We start from the raw sequence: 15,665 nt of genomic DNA, 5'->3' as shown, positions 1-15,665 counted from the left end.
CGGTCGAGGCTAGCGGACGCGGCGCGGACGGCCGCGCGTCGACACGGCCGATCGGGGAATCAAGCGGACGCCGGTCGACGCTCGCGGCCCGCCGTCCGCCGGGAGAGGGCGAGCGTCCAGATCGCGCCGAGCGCCGCGATCGTCGCACCCGCCGCGAAGGCCCACGGGATCCCGAACGGCTGCGCCAGGAGGCCGAGCGCGATCGGGCCGAGGCCGAGGCCCAGGTCGATCGCCGCGCTGGCGGTGCCCGAGGCGACACCGCGCTGCGAGGGCGATGCCGTGGCGAAGATGGCGGAGAAGAATGCCGGCGTCGAGAAGGCGACGCCGACCGCAGTGATCGCGGCGCCGACGACGAGGCCGATCGGCGACGCCCAGACGGCGACCACGGTGAGGCCGAGCGCGATCGTGATGAGCGCGGCGGCGCCGAGCGGGAGGGCGGGAAGGCGGTCGGGCACCTTGGCGAAGGCGACCCGGCAGACCACGACGACCGCGCCGTAGGTGAAGAGCGCCAGGCTCGGCAGCTCGAAGCCCACACGCGTGCCGTGGAGCGTCACGAAGGCCAGGAACCCGCCCATCGCCAGCAGGGATGCGAGGAACCCGACGAGGATCGGCAGCGCGGGACGATGGACGAGGTGGCGATCGCCCGGTTCGGGCGGTGGGCCCTCCCGGGTCTCGCCGATGAAGAGGGCCAGGACCGCCGAGAGCACGGCCAGTCCGCCGGCGCCCCACCACTCGAGGGTGGCGCCGCCGAGCTGCGTGAGGGCTTCGCCGAGCACGGGCCCGAGCGCGATGCCGAGGTAGAGGCCGAGCGAGTTGTACGAGAGCGCCTCGCCGAGCCGGGACGGCGGAGCGAGGTCGGCGAGCGCGGCGAACCCCGCGACGAAGAACGCGGCCTCCGCGACTCCCGCCAGGAGGCGGAGCACCACGACCGACACGAGATCGCGGGTGAGCGCGAGCAGCACGAGGCTGGCCGCGGCGAGCAGGGCGCCGCCGAGGAGCAGGGGGAGCCGGCCGTACACGTCCGCCAGGCGGCCGGCGAGCGGCCGGAGCACCAGCGCCGACACCGCGAAGACGCCGAATGCGAGGCCGGCCGTGGCCTCGTCGCCGCCGACGGGCCCGGTGACGTGCAGTGGAAGCACGAAGATCGCGACGCCCGCGGCGGTGAAGTAGGCGAGCTCGGCCACCGCGAGCATGACGAACGCGGACGTGAACAGGCGCTCCGCCGGTTCGCGCGTCGTGATCTCGGTTTCGTCGGCGTGGGCTCGTCGACCGCGGTTCCCCACAGGGCTCACTGTATGCCCGGCGGCCACGCTGCGGGCGAGTCGGCGGACGGGCGCCTCGTTCGGGATCAGCGGAAGTCGCGCGAGCGGCTCGGCGCCGAGACGATGAGGCGCTCGAACCGGTCGGCGACGAGGTTGACGACCCCCTCGGGCGAGCGCTCGAGGATGCCGCGCACGATCATCGCCGGCGCCTCTCGGGCGACGCGCCGGTACCGGTTCCACACGCCGACCCCGGCGATCACGTTGAGCGTGCCCGATTCGTCTTCGACGTTCATGAACGTGATGCCGCTCGCCGTCGCCGGCCGCTGCCGGTGCGTGACGACGCCGCCCACCTCGATGCGCCGGCCGCTCTCGGTCTGCCGCAGCCGGTCGATGCGGATCGCCCCGCGCTCGTCGAGCTGCTCGCGGATGTGCCGGATCGGGTGGTCGTCGGGGGAGATGCCGGTGGCCCACAGGTCGTACACGACCTGCTCGGCGTCGCTCAGCATCGGCAGCAGCGGCGGCTGCACCACGACGACCGAGCCGGCGAGGTACTCCTCGCGGTCCTGCGCGGCCTCGCCCGCGAGCCAGAGCGCCTCGCGTCGCTCGAGTCCGAAGCCCGAGAACGCGCCGGCCGCGGCGAGCGCCTCGAGCTGCTCGGCGTCGAGGCCGGCCCGCCGGGAGACGTCGGCCATGTCGCGGTACGGGCCGCGGGCTGCGCGCTCGGCGATGATGCGCTCGGCCACGGCCGTGCCGATCGACGAGACGTCGGCCAGCCCGAGCCGCACGGCGAACGCGTCGTCGCGCCGGTGCTCGGCGGAGCGGTCTGGGGCCTCCCGGTCGAAGCGGTCGACGGACGGCTGCACGGCGTCGACGCACGCGTCCATGCCGGTCGGGGCGCGCCGGTTGCCGCCGGCGGCATCGTCGTCGCCGACCGCATCGGATGCCGCGTCGATCGCCTCGAGCCGCGCGTCGACGCCCGAGCGCAGGATGTCGGGCCGCAGCATCCGCACCCCGTGCCGTCGCGCATCGGCGGTGAGCGTCTGCGGCGAGTAGAAGCCCATCGGCTGCGCGCGCAGCAGCGCGGCGAGGAACGCGGCGGGGTAGTGCAGCTTCAGCCAGGAGCTCGCGTAGACGAGCAGCCCGAAGCTCAGCGCGTGGCTCTCGGCGAAGCCGAAGTTCGCGAACGCCTCGATCTTCTCGTAGATGGAGTCGGCCACGTCGAGGGCGATGCCGTTCTCGGCCATGCCGGCGTAGAGCTTCTCGCGGAGCCGCTCGATCTTCTCGATGCCGCGCTTGGAGCCCATCGCCCGGCGCAGCAGATCGGCGTCGGCCGCGCTGCAGTTGCCGACCGCGACCGCCATCTGCATGAGCTGCTCCTGGAACAGCGGCACGCCGAGGGTTCGGGCGAGCACGGGCTCGAGCTTCGGATGCAGGTAGCTCACCGGCTCCTCGCCCGTGCGCCGGCGGATGTAGGGGTGCACCGCACCGCCCTGCACCGGGCCGGGCCGGATGAGCGCGATCTCGACCACGAGGTCGTAGAAGCAGCGCGGCTGCAGCCGGGGGAGCGTGCCCATCTGCGCCCGGCTCTCGACCTGGAAGACGCCCACCGAGTCGGCACGGCAGAGCATGTCGTAGACGGCCGCCTCCTCCTTCGGGATGGTGGCGAGCTCCCACTCCTCGCCCGTGGTCTCGCGCACGAGGTCGAACGTGTACTGCAGCGCGGCGAGCATGCCCAGGCCGAGCAGGTCGAACTTCACGAGGCCCATCCACGCGCAGTCGTCCTTGTCCCACTGCAGCACCGTGCGGTTCTCCATGCGGGCGTGCTCGATGGGGCACACCTCGCCGACGGGTCGGTCGGTGAGCACCATGCCGCCCGAGTGGATGCCGAGATGCCGGGGGAACGTGAGCAGCTGCTCGGCGAGCTCGACGACCGGGGCGGGGATGTCGTGGTCGTCGGTGGAGACCACGGCGCCCCACCGCTCGACCTGCTTCGACCAGGCGTCCTGCTGCCCGGTGGAGTACCCCAGCGCCTTCGCCATGTCGCGCACCGCGACCTTCGGCCGGTAGCTGATGACGTTCGCCACCTGCGCGGCGTTGTGACGGCCGTACTTGCCGTAGACGTACTGGATGATCTCCTCGCGCCGATCGGAGTCGAAGTCGACGTCGATGTCGGGCTCCTCGTCGCGCAGCGCCGAGAGGAAGCGCTCGAACGGCAGGTCGAAGTAGATCGAGTCCACCGCAGTGATGTCGAGCACGTAGCAGACCGCCGAGTTCGCCGCTGAGCCACGACCCTGGCACAGGATGCCGCGACTGCGCGCCTCGCGCACGAGGTCGTACACGATGAGGAAGTACCCGGGGAAGTCCTTCTGCTCGATGACGTCGAGCTCGCGGGCGAGCCGTTCGCACACGTGGTCGGGGAGCCCGGGGTAGCGTCGCTCGGCGCCCGACCACACGAGCTCGCGCAGCCAGCTCATGGGCGTGTGCCCCTCCGGCACCTCCTGGCGGGGCAGCCGCGGGCGCGCACTGCGCAGCCGGAACCCGAGCTCCTCGGCGAGCGTGACCGAGCGAGCGACCGCGCCCGGGTACCGGTCGAAGCGGCGAATCATCTCGGCGCCCGAGCGCAGGTGCAGCCCGTCGGAGGCGGGGAGCCATCCGTCGAGCTCGTCGAGGCTGCGCCGGGCTCGCACCGCCGCGAGCGCCGACGCGAGGCGGTGCTCGCCGGGCGTGGCGTAGTGCACCGCGTTGGTCGCGAGCAGCGGCACGCGGGCGCGCTCCGCGAGCGCCGCGAGGGCGTCGTTCGCATCCTGGTCGTGCGGGTGCCCGTGGTCGAAGAGCTCCACGACGACGTGGTCGCGGCCGAACAGCGCGACCAGCCGGTCGAGCTCGCGCCACGCGGCATCCGCCCCGCCGTCGGCCAGCGCGCGCCGCACGGCGCCCTTGCGGCATCCAGTGGGGATCACCCACTCGCCGCCCGACTGCGCGGCGAGCTGCTCGAGGGAGTAGACCGGGCGCCCCTTCTCGCCGCCCGCGAGCTGTCCCGCGGTGATGGCGCTCGCGAGGCGGTGGTAGCCCGCCTCCTGCCGGGCGAGCACGAGCAGGTGCTCGCCCTCGGGGTCGGCGACGCCCATCTGCGGCTCTGGCAGCCCGAGCGAGAGCTCCGCGCCGAACACCGTGGTGAGCTCGGGGAAGCTCTCGGCCGCCTCGGCGAACCGCACGATGCCGTAGAAGCCGTCGTGGTCGGTGATCGCGAGACCCGAGAGCCCGAGCCGGTGCGCCTCCTCGACGAGCTGCTCGGGCGATGAGGCGCCGTCGAGGAAGCTGAACGCGGAGTGCGCGTGCAGCTCGGCGTACGGCACGATCGGACCCGCGGGCGCCTCGAGGCCCTCCGATGGGCGGTACGGATGCCGCTTGCGACTCCACGCGGGGCTGTCGCCGCCGTCGGCGATGATCGGGGGCCCGCCCGGGCGCCGACGGTCGGAGAGCTTCTGCTCGAGCTCCGACCACGGGATCGACGGGTTGTTCCAGCCCATCAGTCGTACCTCGCCTCGGCCCACCAGCCCTCGCGGTCGCGCACGAGGAGCCAGGCGCAGCCGTCGTCGTCGACGACCTGGAACCGGTGCACGCGCTTGGCCTGCTCGGCGTCCCACCAGCGCTCGACGACCGGCCACGGACCAGCCCAGGCGCGCACCGGCGCGGACTCGCCGCCGCCCACGGCGAACCGCTCGGGCGCGGCCGAGATCGCACCGCGGCCGTCGACGGCGACGAGCTCGCCTCGGGCGTCGAGGAGCGCGATCGGCAGCCGCTCGCGGAACACGCTCGCGGGTGCCAGCGCCGGCAGGCTGCCGGGCCACGGCGCGTCGCCCGCGCGCTCGGGCGGTCGGTCGCCCCACGGCACGAGCACCTGCCGGTCGGCGAGCATGCGGCCGCCGCCGATCGCCGCGGTCACGACGGCCTCGTGCCCGAGCATGCTCTGCACGCGCGTGAGCCCGTGGTGCACGCGCTCGTCGGGGCCGCCGCCCCAGAGCCCCTCTTCGTGGTTGCCCGTCGAGTCGATGCGCTCGGGCACGACCCGCAGCCGCACGATCGGCGAGGCGAGCCCGCTGTCGGCGGTGCCGGCGCCCTGCAGCTGCCAGCGCACCCGGTCGACGACGTCGGCGGGCGTGAACCACCGCGGATGCAGCCAGCTGCGGCTCGAGTGGCCGCCGTCCTCGTCGTCGAGCTCGATGCGCAGGCCCGTGCACACGAGTCGCACGGCGCGCATGCGCTCGATGAACTCCTCGGCGCCCACGCGGAACGCGAAGGCGAGCTGGTCGATGCGGTCGAGCGGGGGCTCGAAGTGCTGCTCCACCTCGAACTCGGGCGGTGGCGTGCGCGCGACGACCCGCGCCTGCTCGCGGCCGGCCGCCCGGTCGTGCGCGAGCGCCCCGGCCGCGCCGAAGCGGCGCCGTACGTCGTCGGCGGGGAGCGCAGCGAACTCGCCGAGCGTGCGCACGCCGAGCCGGGTGAGCAGCGTCGTCGTGCGCGCGTCGACCACGAGGCCCACGGGCAGCGGCGCGATGAACTCCGCGGATGCCCCGGGCGGCACGATCGCGACCGACGACGTGCGAGCGGTGCGCGCCGCCTGCTCGGCCGCGAACGGCCCGTCGGCGATGCCCACCCTGGCGCCGGGCACCCCGACGGTCTCGAGGAGGGCCGCCGCCGCGGCCTCCTCGCCGCCGTAGTAGCGCGCGGGCCCGCGGGCGCGCATGGCGAGCGTGCCGGGGCGGATGAGCTGCACCCCCGGCACCGTGGCCTCGACCCGGCGCACCACGGGCTCGAAGACGCGCACGTCGAGGGCGATGTCGTAGTCGAGCACGGTGAGCGCGGGGGAGCGGTACTGCGCCTCGCGGAGCTTCAGCCCCCGGGCGACGCCGTCGCGGCGGGCGGCGGCCGAGCAGGCGAAGACGAGGCCGGACTCGGTGAGCGCGAGCGGCGCGTCGGGGTCGAGGCCGAGCTCGCGGCACACCGCGAGGATCGGCCAGTCGGGGCACCACAGCACGATGGTGCGACCGGGGTCGACGGTCATCCGGTGGCCCTCCGCTCGAGGTCGTCGAGGCGGATCGGCTCGACGGGCGGGGCGGCGGCGGCCTCGACGGGCGCGAACTCGAGCGAACGCCCGGGCAGCCGCAGCCGCGACTGCGTGCGGCGCACGAACTCGCCGCGGCCCGCGACGCTGACCACGACCTCGCGCCCGGCGAGGTGCCCGTGGCCGCGCTCGAGCCCCTGCCACTCGCTCGCCTCGACGCCGAGGCGGGCGTCGCTGCCGGGCCACTCGCCCGCGACGAGCAGCGTGGTGCCGCGCTGGCGCAGCCGGGCCTGGAGGCGGCTCGTCTCTGCGGGAGAGACCCGCCCCGCCGGCCGCACCGCGACCACGGGGATGACGTCGGCGAGCGCGGCGACGACCGTGAGCCACTGGCGCCCCGGATCGGGCACGAGCACGAGCCGCTCGAGCGCGATGCCGAACCGCGAGGCCGCCTCGACCCCGAACTCGGGCATGCCCGCGACGGCGACCCAGCGACCGCTCGCGCTCGGCCCCGCCAGCAGCGCCATGAGCAGCGTAGTCGACCCCTCGACCTGCACCACGGTGCCCTCGCGGAGCGTGCCGCCCGGCAGCACCGACTCGAGCGCCGGATGCGTCGGCACGGCCTTCGAGTCGAGCCGCGTCGCCTGCATCCCGCGGATGCGGGCCTGCAGCTCCTCGACGCGCGCCGGGCGGGGCGCTGGGGCGACGAGGGGAGCGGTCATGGTCATGCTCCAGTTTCGAACATACGTTCGAATCCGGCAAGTCCGCAGAGCCGACCGTCCACCCCGCGTTCGGGGCCCGACGGCGTGTCGCGCCCGCCACGATCGTTTCTCAGGACGGCGCCGCGCGAACGGTGCCGTCCTCAGGGCGACACGCCGCGAATCCGCGCCGGCCGGGCCGGAAACTCCTGAGAAACGCCAGGGCACCCGGCATCCGCCCGGAGACGAGAGAAGGCCGGATCACGAATGATCCGGCCTTCTGCACAACGCGTGCGCGAGGGGGGACTTGAACCCCCACGCCCGTTAGGGCACTAGCACCTCAAGCTAGCGCGTCTGCCATTTCCGCCACCCGCGCGTTGTGTCGGCCCCGCAGTCTCCCGCAGGCCCGAGAGAAGACACTAGCACGGAATCCGGGGCGCCTCGTACACGCGCCGCCACGGCGGCGGGCTACGGTGAGACGCATGGCCGAGTCACCCGCAGCCCCGCAGACGACCCACTCCGGCACCGAGCTCGACGAGACCGCGGTGGTCGCCCGCGACCTCATCCGGTTCGACACGACCAACCACGGGGAGGGGCGCGCGAAGGGCGAGCGGGAGGCCGCAGAGTACGTCGAGGCGAGGCTCGCGGCGCTGGGCCTCGAGCCCAGGATGTTCGAGCCCGAGGCGCGCCGCACGAGCGTCGTCGCCCGCGTGCCCGGCCGCAACCCCGACAAGCCGGCGCTCGTCCTGCACGGGCACCTCGACGTGGTGCCGGCCGACCCGCGCAACTGGAGCGTCGACCCGTTCGCGGGGGAGATCCGCGACGGCATGCTCTGGGGCCGCGGCGCCGTGGACATGAAGGACATGGACGCCATGATCCTCACGGCCCTCGCCGACATCATCGGCAACGGGTCGCTGCCCGAGCGCGAGCTCGTCGTCGCGTTCTTCGCCGACGAGGAGGCGGGCGGCGGACGCGGCGCGAGCTGGCTCGTCGACCACCACCCCGAGCTCTTCGCGGGCGCCACCGAGGCCATCAGCGAGGTCGGCGGCTACTCGATCACCGTGGGCGGCACGCGCGCGTACCTCCTGCAGACGGGGGAGAAGTCGCTCATCTGGGTCCGGCTCATCGCCCGCGGCGTCGCCGCGCACGGGTCGCGCCTGATCCGCGACAACGCGGTGACGCGGCTCGCCGAGGCGATCGCGCGCCTCGGCCGCACCGAGTGGCCGCTGCACCTCACCGACACGACGCGCGAGCTCCTGGGCGCGATCGCCGGCGCGCTCGGCGTCGACCCCGAGCAGGTCTCGCCCGACGAGCTCGCGCTCGCGACGGGATCCGCGTCGGGCTTCATCACCGCGACGCTGCGCACCACGACGAACCCGACGGTCCTCGACGCGGGCTACAAGCACAACGTGATCCCCGACCGCGCGGAGGCGCTCGTGGACATCCGCACGATCCCCGGGCAGGAGGAGGCCGTGCTCGCCGAGGTGCGCGAGATCATCGGCGACGACATCGAGATCGAGTTCGTGCACAAGGACGTCGGGCTCGAGGCATCCACCCGCGGACCCCTCGTCGACGCGGTGACGCGATCGCTCGGCCGGCACGACCCCGGCGCGCCCGTCTTCCCCTACCTCCTCTCGGGCGGCACCGACAACAAGTCGCTCCATCGGCTCGGCATCGCGGGCTACGGGTTCTCGCCGCTGCGCCTGCCCGCCGACCTCGACTTCCCGGCCATGTTCCACGGCGTCGACGAGCGCGTTCCGCTCGACGCACTATCCTTCGGAAGGCGGGTGCTCGAGGACCTGCTCCTCGACTACTGACCTCGACGGCCCACCGACGACGACTCCCGGCGCTCAGCGAGAGCCGGCGGAAGGCGGATTCCCCAACGTGCTCGAAGCGATCATCCTCGGCCTGGTGCAGGGCCTCACCGAGTTCCTCCCGATCTCCTCGAGCGCGCACCTCCGGATCCTCGGCGAGTTCCTGCCGAACGCGCAGGACCCCGGCGCCGCCTTCACCGCGATCACGCAGATCGGCACCGAGACGGCCGTCGTCGTGTTCTTCTGGCGCGACATCGTGCGCATCATCTCGCACTGGTTCCGCTCGCTGTTCGGGCGCGTCCCGCGGCACGATCCCGACGCCCGGATGGGCTGGCTGATCATCATCGGCTCGATCCCGATCGTCGTGCTCGGCATCCTGTTCCAGGACCAGATCGAGACCGTGTTCCGCTCCCTCTGGATCGTCGCGACCATGCTCGTCGTGTTCGGCCTCATCCTCGGACTCGCCGACTGGGCGGGCGCCAAGCGCCGCACGCTCGACCAGATCACGGTGCCGCACGGCATTCTGTTCGGCCTCGCGCAGGCGCTCGCGCTCATCCCGGGCGTCTCCCGCTCGGGCGGCACCATCACGATGGGCCTGTTCCTCGGCTACGAGCGCGCGGCCGCCGCACGCTACGCGTTCCTGCTCGCGATCCCCGCCGTGTTCGGCTCGGGCTTCTACCAGCTGTTCAAGAGCTGGGGCGAGCCCGCGGTGTACGGCCCCATCGAGACGGCCGCCGCGACCCTCGTCGCGTTCGTCGTCGCGATCCTCGTCATCGCGTTCTTCATGCAGTGGATCTCGCGGCACAGCTTCCTGCCGTTCGTGATCTACCGCATCGTCCTCGGCGGCACGATCTTCGCGCTCCTCGCGACGGGCACCATCGACGCGTGACGGATGCCGCGCCGCGGCCTCAGGCGATGAGCGGATGCCGCGATGGCACGCGTTCAGATGACGGATGCCGCCGCGGCATCCGCTCGGCTCAGGACCCGTCGCGCGGCCGCCAGGGCTCGTCGCGGGGGCCCTCGCGACCGTCGGCCCGGCCGCCCTCGGGACCGTCGCCGCGACGCCGCAGGTAGCGCTCGAACTCGCGCGCGATCGCCTCGCCGCTCGCCTCGGGCGCGTCGACCGCGTCGCGCGCCTGCTCGAGCTGGGCGATGTAGCCCGCCATGTCCTCGTCGTCGGCGGCGAGGGCGTCGACGCCGGCCTCCCACGCCTTGGCCTCGGTCTCGAGCGAGCCGCGCGGGATGCTGAGCCCCGTCAGCTCCTCGAGCTTCGCGAGCAGGGCGAGCACGGCCTTCGGCGAGGGCGCGTTGTGCACGTAGTGCGGCACCGACGCCCACAGGGACACCGTGGGGATGCCCACCCGCTCGGCCTGGTCGGCGATCACGCTGAGGATGCCGACGGGCCCCTCGTAGCTCGAGCGGTCGACGCCGAGCTCGTCGCGCACCTCGCGGTTCTCGCTCGAGGCGAAGACGGCGAGCGGGCGCGTGTGCGGGGCGTCGGCGAGCATCGCGCCGAGCAGCACGATGCCCTCGATGTCGGCGGCGAGCGCCGCGTCGACGAGCTCGGCGGCGAAGCCCTTCCAGCTGCGTGCCGGCTCGGCGCCGAGCAGCACGTGCAGCGCGGCGGCGCCGGGGCCGGTCACCCGGTCCTCGTCGGCGGGCGCCGGGCGGCCACCGGGGCCGAGGATCGCGGCGCCGGGCCATTCGAGCCGGCGCGTGCCGTCGTCGCCGACCGCCACGGTGGGCCGCGTGAACTGGTAGTCGAAGTACAGCTCGGGATCGACCGCGGCGATCTCGACGAGGCCGAGGCGCTCCGCGAGGAGCTTCGCGGCACCGGTCGCGGCCTCACCGGCGTCGTTCCAGCCCTCGAAGGCGACGACGAGGAGCCTTCCGCCCTCGAAACCGGCCCGCTGATCCACCAAAGGTGCCCCGCTCTCCGCCCCGGGTGGACCGGGGTCCCCTCCACAATAGGCCGTGGCCGTAGACTTGCGGGTTGTGACCACTCGCCTTCCCGCCGCCGTCCTCTGGGACATGGACGGCACCCTCGTCGACACCGAGCAGTACTGGATGGCGGCAGAGGTGGAGCTCGTCGAGTCCTTCGGCGGTCGCTGGACGCATGAAGACGGCCTCGGCCTCGTCGGCATGGGGCTCTGGGAGTCCGCCCGCGTGTTCCAGGCCGCGGGGGTCGACCTCGACGCCGACACGATCGTCCACCGCCTCACGGGCCGGGTGAAGCAGCAGCTCGTCGAGCAGGGCGTGCCGTGGCGCCCGGGCGCCCGCGAGCTCCTCGAGGCGCTGCGAACGGCATCCGTGCCCACAGCGCTCGTCACCATGTCGATCCGCTCGATGGCCGACGACGTGATCGCGGCCATCCCGTTCGAGGCGTTCGACGTGATCGTCACGGGCGACGTGGTCGCGAACCCCAAGCCGCACCCCGAGCCCTACCTCGTCGCCGCAACCGAGCTCGGGGTCGACGTGCGCGACTGCGTCGCGATCGAGGACTCGCCCGCGGGGCTCACGTCCGCGTGGTCGGCCGGCGCCGTCACGGTCGGCGTCCCGAACTTCCTCGCCCTCGACGAGGCGCCGGCCCACGTGCTCTGGCCGACGCTCGCCGACAAGACGGTGTCGGATGTCGCGGAGCTCCTCGCCGTCCGCGAGGGCCGCGCATGACCGAGAGCCGCGGGGAGCGCAGCGGGCCCTTCCGTCCGGGCGACCGCGTGCAGCTCACCGGCCCGAAGGGCCGGATGCACACGATCACGCTCGAGCCGGGCAAGCTGTTCCACTCCCACAAGGGGCCCATCGCGCACGACGACCTCATCGGCCTGCCCGACGGCTCGGTCGTCGCGAACCAGGTCGGCGTCGAGTACCTCGCGCTGCGGCCGCTGCTCGGCGACTTCGTCATGTCGATGCCGCGCGGCGCCGCCATCGTCTACCCGAAGGACGCGGCCCAGATCCTCGCGCAGGCCGACGTCTTCCCAGGCGCCACGGTCGTGGAGGCCGGCGTCGGCTCGGGTGCGCTCTCGCTGTGGCTGCTGCGGGCCATCGGGCCGCAGGGCCGCCTCATGTCGTTCGAGCGCCGCGAGGAGTTCGCCGAGGTCGCCCGCGGCAACGTCGCGACGTTCCACGGCCACGACCCCGAGAACTGGTCGATCACGCTCGGCGACCTGGCTGAGGAGCTGCCCCGCCAGGCCGCCGCGGCATCCGTCGACCGCGTCGTGCTCGACATGCTCGCGCCGTGGGAGTGCATCGACGTCGTCTCCGAGGCGCTGAAGCCCGGCGGCGTGCTGCTCTGCTACATCGCCACCGTCACGCAGCTCTCGCGCGTGGCCGAGGCCATCCGGGCGACGGGCGACTACACCGACCCGGTGTCGAACGAGACCATGGTGCGCGGCTGGCACGTGCAGGGCCTCGCCGTACGCCCCGACCATCGCATGATCGCGCACACCGGGTTCCTCATCACGGCGCGCCGGCTCGCGCCGGGCACCGTGCTGCCCGAGCTCAAGCGCCGCCCGTCGAAGACCGACTTCAGCGAGGAGGACGTCGAGGCATGGACGCCCGGCGCCCTCGGCGAACGCGTCGTGAGCGACAAGGCGCTGCGCAAGCGCATTCGCGCAGCGGATGCCGCGGCGGAGCGCTCGCGCGCCGACGGCGAGGCGGAGGCCGACGTCGCCGAGCCGGCAGACCCCGCCGCAACCACCGACACCGAACCCACCGGGAACGGCGGGTAGGCTACCTACGCCCCGAAGCTCCCCCTTCGAAGAAACGAGGATCAGTGCGCTCGTCACTCGCGCTCATCGCCACCGCCGGCCTGGTCGCCGTCGCCCTGTCCGGCTGCGCCACCGCACCCGCGCCCGACGCGGCGCCGGGGCAGTCGTCAGACGCCGTCGTGGTGAAGGGCGATTTCGGCACGGCACCGCGCGTGGACTTCCCCACGCCGCTCGTGCCCGAGGAGACGCAGTGCACCGAGGTCATCGCGGGCGAGGGGGAGTACCTGCAGGAGGGGCAGCAGGCGCTCGTCGGCCTCGCGGTCTACAACGGCGCGACGGGCGAGGAACTGCAGGTCGCCGGCTTCGGCGACGAGGACCCCATCTCGGTCACCAACTCCACGGCCATCCTGCCCGGCCTGCACAAGGCGCTGTCGTGCGCGAAGGTCGGCTCCCGCGTCGCCGTCGTCGTGCCGCCCGCAGACGGGTTCGGCGAGGAGGGCAACCCGTCGCTGAACATCTCGCCCGACGACAGCCTCGTGCTCGTCGTCGACGTGGACCGCGCGTTCAGGTCGCGAGCCGACGGTGCGCCGCGCCTCAGCCGCGACGGCTTCCCGGCGGTCGTGCTCGCGCCCGACGGCCGGCCCGGCATCACGGTGCCCGACAATGACCCGCCCGCGAAGGACCACACCGAGGTCGAGGTCCTGAAGCAGGGCAACGGAGAGACGATCGAAGACGGCGACTCGGTCGTCGTGCAGTACACGGGCGTGCTCTGGGACGGCGGCACGGTGTTCGACTCCACCTGGGAGAACGGCGCCCCGGCAACGTTCGTCGTGACGAAGGGCGAGGACGCCCAGGTCATCCCCGGCTTCGCGGATGCGCTCATCGGACAGCAGGTGGGCTCGCAGGTCGGCGTCATCATCCCGCCGTCCGAGGGTTATGGCGAGCAGGGGAACTCCCAGATCCCGGCGAATTCTACGCTCTTCTTCGTGATCGACATCCTGGGCGTGATCTGAGCCGGCGACGGCGGCCTGACGCCGCCCGCGGTTCAGTATGATCGCTCGTGTGGCTGGTGGAGGACGAACGGGCGAGCAGCGCATCCCCGTCGAAGATCGGCTCTTCAGCCTCGTGCTCGCGCTCCTCGCGACCGAGACCGGGCTGCTGAAGTCCGAGATCCTCTCGACCGTGCGCGGCTACGCCGAGCGGTACGACGAGTCCGGCCAGAACGCCAACCTCGAGCGGCAGTTCGAGCGCGACAAGGACGACATCCGCGAGCTCGGCATCCCGCTCGAGACCGTGGAGTCGCCCGACCGCCCCGGCGACAACCAGGCCCTGCGCTACCGCATCCCGAAGGGCCAGTACGACCTGCCCGACGAGGTGCGGTTCACGCCAGACGAGCTCGCGCTGCTGGGCCTCGCCGCCGAGGTCTGGCGAGAGGCGTCGCTCTCTGCCGACTCACAGCGCGCGCTCACCAAGCTGCGGTCGCTCGGCATCGAGCCGCGCGAACCCGTCATCGGCTACGCACCCCGCCTTCGGGTCCGGGATGCGGCGTTCGAGCCGCTGCGCCAGGCCCTCGACCGCCGGCAGGTCGTGCGCTTCCGCTACTTCAAGCCGGGTGAGGCCGCGCCGCGCGAGCGCACGGTGAACCCCCTCGCGGTCGTGCTGCACGAGGGCCGCTGGCACCTGCACGCGTTCGACCGCGACGCGCAGGGCCCGCGCACGTTCCTGCTCTCGCGCATCGTCGGCGCCGTCGAGCCGGTGCCTGGCCTCACGTTCGACGCGCCGCCACCCGGCATCCAGGACCGCATCCTCGCCGAGCTCGACGAGCTCCGGCTGCAGAACGCCGCCGACCTCGCGGTCACCGCGGGCAGCGACGCCGAGGTGCGCCTCGGCAAGCGGGCCGTGCTGCGCGACGAGGACGCCGGGGTCATCCGGCTGCACTACACGGATGCCGCGGTCTTCGCCGACGAGCTCGCCGCCTACGGCCCCGAGGTGCGCGTCATCGGTCCCGTACCGCTGCGCGAGGCGGTGCGCGCCCGGCTCGAGGCGGTCGTGGCCGCGCACCGGAACGGGGGAGTCGCGTGATGGCGAAGCGCCAGAAGCCGCTCAAGGCGCCCGACAAGCTCGTCTTCCTGCTCTCGTTCGTGCCGTACCTGCTCGAGCGGCGGGTCGTCGACGTGTCCGAGGCGGCGCAGCACTTCGGCATGACCGAGGAGGAGATCCGCGACGCGGTGCGGCTCATCGCGACCTCGGGTCTGCCGGGGGAGACCGGCACGTACCAGCCGAACGACCTGTTCGACATCGACTGGGACTCCTTCGAGGAGGACGACGTCGTCATCGTCGTGCACCACGTCGCGATCGACGACGCGCCGCGGCTCTCCGCGCGCGAGGCGGCCGCGCTCATCGCCGGACTGCAGTACCTCTCGGCCTCGCCCGAGAACGCCGGCAGCGCGTCGCTCGCCTCGCTCATGGCGAAGCTGACCGCGGGCGCCTCCGCTGCGCCGAGCCGGCTCGCGGTCGCCGAGACCGAGGCCGATGCGTCGCTCGCGCTGATCCGCGAGGCCGTGGCCGAGGGCCGGCAGCTCGAGTTCGACTACCTCAACGCGAGGGGCGAGCGCGGCCGTCGCCGTGCCGATCCGCTGCGGATCATCTCGCAGGACGCGGACTGGTACCTGCAGGCGTTCTGCCACACCCGCGAGGACGTGCGGAACTTCCGCGTCGACCGCATGAGCGACCTCGTGCTCACCGACGAGCCGATCGGCGACCACTCGGGTCGCGCGGTGCCCGACACCCTCTTCCAGGGCTCGGAGTCCGATCTCGACGTCATCGTCGACGTCGAGCCGTCGGCGCTGCCGCTGCTCGCGGACTACCTCGCGGACTCGAGCACCCGCGAGATCGACGGGCGCCTGCGCGTCACGCTGCGGCTCGCGCATGTCCACGGGCTGAAGCGCCTCGTCGCCGGCCTGCCCGGCCTCGTGACGGTCGTCGCCCCGGCCGAGGCGCGGGCGGCGGTCGTCGAATGGGCGGCGGCGGGGCTCGCGGGATACGGCGACCGCGAGGCATCCGCCGGCCCTCGCTGACTCGATGCTCGAGTGCCGCGCCTCGGGCGGCCCGGAGCCGCCCGG

12 protein-coding genes and 1 tRNA gene are annotated in these 15,665 nt (G+C 73.4%); 7 read left to right on the top strand and 6 right to left on the bottom strand.

The window, feature by feature from the left end; translation table 11 throughout:
• Positions 1 to 59: 59 nt before the first annotated feature.
• The 5 genes from ACWEOH_RS15540 to ACWEOH_RS15520 form a co-directional block, all read right to left on the bottom strand.
• Entirely contained in the window at positions 60 to 1,283 is a 1,224-nt protein-coding gene (locus ACWEOH_RS15540; protein ID WP_452032489.1) for an MFS transporter, read from the bottom strand.
• A 65-nt stretch (positions 1,284 to 1,348) separates the two neighbouring features.
• A complete protein-coding gene (locus ACWEOH_RS15535; RefSeq protein WP_452032487.1) occupies positions 1,349 to 4,792 on the bottom strand; it encodes an error-prone DNA polymerase in 3,444 nt (1,147 codons plus the stop codon).
• Positions 4,792 to 6,327, bottom strand: a complete 1,536-nt coding sequence (locus ACWEOH_RS15530; RefSeq protein WP_452032485.1) for a DNA polymerase Y family protein — start codon at positions 6,325 to 6,327, stop codon at positions 4,792 to 4,794. The genes ACWEOH_RS15535 and ACWEOH_RS15530 overlap by 1 nt, the downstream gene beginning before the upstream one ends.
• On the bottom strand, positions 6,324 to 7,046 hold the full coding sequence (locus ACWEOH_RS15525) for a hypothetical protein (RefSeq protein ID WP_452032483.1): 723 nt from the start codon (positions 7,044 to 7,046) through the stop codon (positions 6,324 to 6,326). The genes ACWEOH_RS15530 and ACWEOH_RS15525 overlap by 4 nt, the downstream gene beginning before the upstream one ends.
• 268 nt (positions 7,047 to 7,314) lie before the next feature.
• Positions 7,315 to 7,398: transfer RNA gene (locus tag ACWEOH_RS15520), tRNA-Leu, on the bottom strand.
• A gap of 106 nt (positions 7,399 to 7,504) precedes the next feature.
• On the opposite strand from ACWEOH_RS15520, the gene ACWEOH_RS15515 reads away from it, so the two are divergent.
• Both ACWEOH_RS15515 and ACWEOH_RS15510 read left to right on the top strand, forming a co-directional pair.
• Positions 7,505 to 8,839, top strand: a complete 1,335-nt coding sequence (locus ACWEOH_RS15515; RefSeq protein ID WP_452032482.1) for a M20/M25/M40 family metallo-hydrolase — start codon at positions 7,505 to 7,507, stop codon at positions 8,837 to 8,839.
• A 67-nt stretch (positions 8,840 to 8,906) separates the two neighbouring features.
• Positions 8,907 to 9,725, top strand: coding sequence for an undecaprenyl-diphosphate phosphatase (locus ACWEOH_RS15510; protein WP_452032481.1), 819 nt, complete (start codon positions 8,907 to 8,909; stop codon positions 9,723 to 9,725).
• An 88-nt stretch (positions 9,726 to 9,813) separates the two neighbouring features.
• On the opposite strand, the gene ACWEOH_RS15505 is transcribed toward ACWEOH_RS15510, so the two are convergent.
• On the bottom strand, positions 9,814 to 10,755 hold the full coding sequence (locus ACWEOH_RS15505; RefSeq protein ID WP_238476436.1) for a PAC2 family protein: 942 nt from the start codon (positions 10,753 to 10,755) through the stop codon (positions 9,814 to 9,816).
• Positions 10,756 to 10,831: 76 nt separating this feature from the next.
• Here ACWEOH_RS15505 and ACWEOH_RS15500 point away from each other — a divergent pair, with 76 nt between their 5' ends.
• From ACWEOH_RS15500 to ACWEOH_RS15480, 5 genes are read left to right on the top strand one after another with little or no spacing between them, the layout of a single operon-like run.
• Complete coding sequence (locus ACWEOH_RS15500; protein WP_452032478.1) at positions 10,832 to 11,506, top strand: HAD family hydrolase; 675 nt, start codon at positions 10,832 to 10,834, stop codon at positions 11,504 to 11,506.
• Positions 11,503 to 12,564, top strand: coding sequence for a tRNA (adenine-N1)-methyltransferase (locus tag ACWEOH_RS15495; RefSeq protein WP_452032476.1), 1,062 nt, complete (start codon positions 11,503 to 11,505; stop codon positions 12,562 to 12,564). Before ACWEOH_RS15500 ends, ACWEOH_RS15495 begins: the two co-directional genes overlap by 4 nt.
• 44 nt (positions 12,565 to 12,608) lie before the next feature.
• Positions 12,609 to 13,556 (top strand): FKBP-type peptidyl-prolyl cis-trans isomerase, encoded by a 948-nt coding sequence (locus ACWEOH_RS15490; protein WP_452032474.1) that lies wholly within the window; start codon positions 12,609 to 12,611, stop codon positions 13,554 to 13,556.
• A 49-nt stretch (positions 13,557 to 13,605) separates the two neighbouring features.
• Positions 13,606 to 14,625, top strand: coding sequence for a helix-turn-helix transcriptional regulator (locus ACWEOH_RS15485; protein WP_452032472.1), 1,020 nt, complete (start codon positions 13,606 to 13,608; stop codon positions 14,623 to 14,625).
• Positions 14,625 to 15,620, top strand: a complete 996-nt coding sequence (locus ACWEOH_RS15480; protein ID WP_452032470.1) for a helix-turn-helix transcriptional regulator — start codon at positions 14,625 to 14,627, stop codon at positions 15,618 to 15,620. Before ACWEOH_RS15485 ends, ACWEOH_RS15480 begins: the two co-directional genes overlap by 1 nt.
• Positions 15,621 to 15,665: the final 45 nt, after the last annotated feature.

The sequence above is a fragment of the Agromyces sp. NPDC004153 genome (assembly GCF_053603635.1).
This window is presented reverse-complemented; position numbering and strand designations above follow the sequence as displayed.

Excerpts from the sequence above, each read along its gene's own strand:
- ACWEOH_RS15515 (WP_452032482.1), top strand. The coding sequence starts at position 7,505 with ATGGCCGAGTCACCCGCAGCCCCGCAGACGACCCACTCCGGCACCGAG.
- ACWEOH_RS15480 (WP_452032470.1), top strand. The coding sequence starts at position 14,625 with ATGGCGAAGCGCCAGAAGCCGCTCAAGGCGCCCGACAAGCTCGTCTTC.
- ACWEOH_RS15495 (WP_452032476.1), top strand. The coding sequence starts at position 11,503 with ATGACCGAGAGCCGCGGGGAGCGCAGCGGGCCCTTCCGTCCGGGCGAC.
- ACWEOH_RS15530 (WP_452032485.1), bottom strand. The coding sequence starts at position 6,327 with ATGACCGTCGACCCCGGTCGCACCATCGTGCTGTGGTGCCCCGACTGG.
- ACWEOH_RS15525 (WP_452032483.1), bottom strand. The coding sequence starts at position 7,046 with ATGACCGCTCCCCTCGTCGCCCCAGCGCCCCGCCCGGCGCGCGTCGAG.
- ACWEOH_RS15535 (WP_452032487.1), bottom strand. The coding sequence starts at position 4,792 with ATGGGCTGGAACAACCCGTCGATCCCGTGGTCGGAGCTCGAGCAGAAG.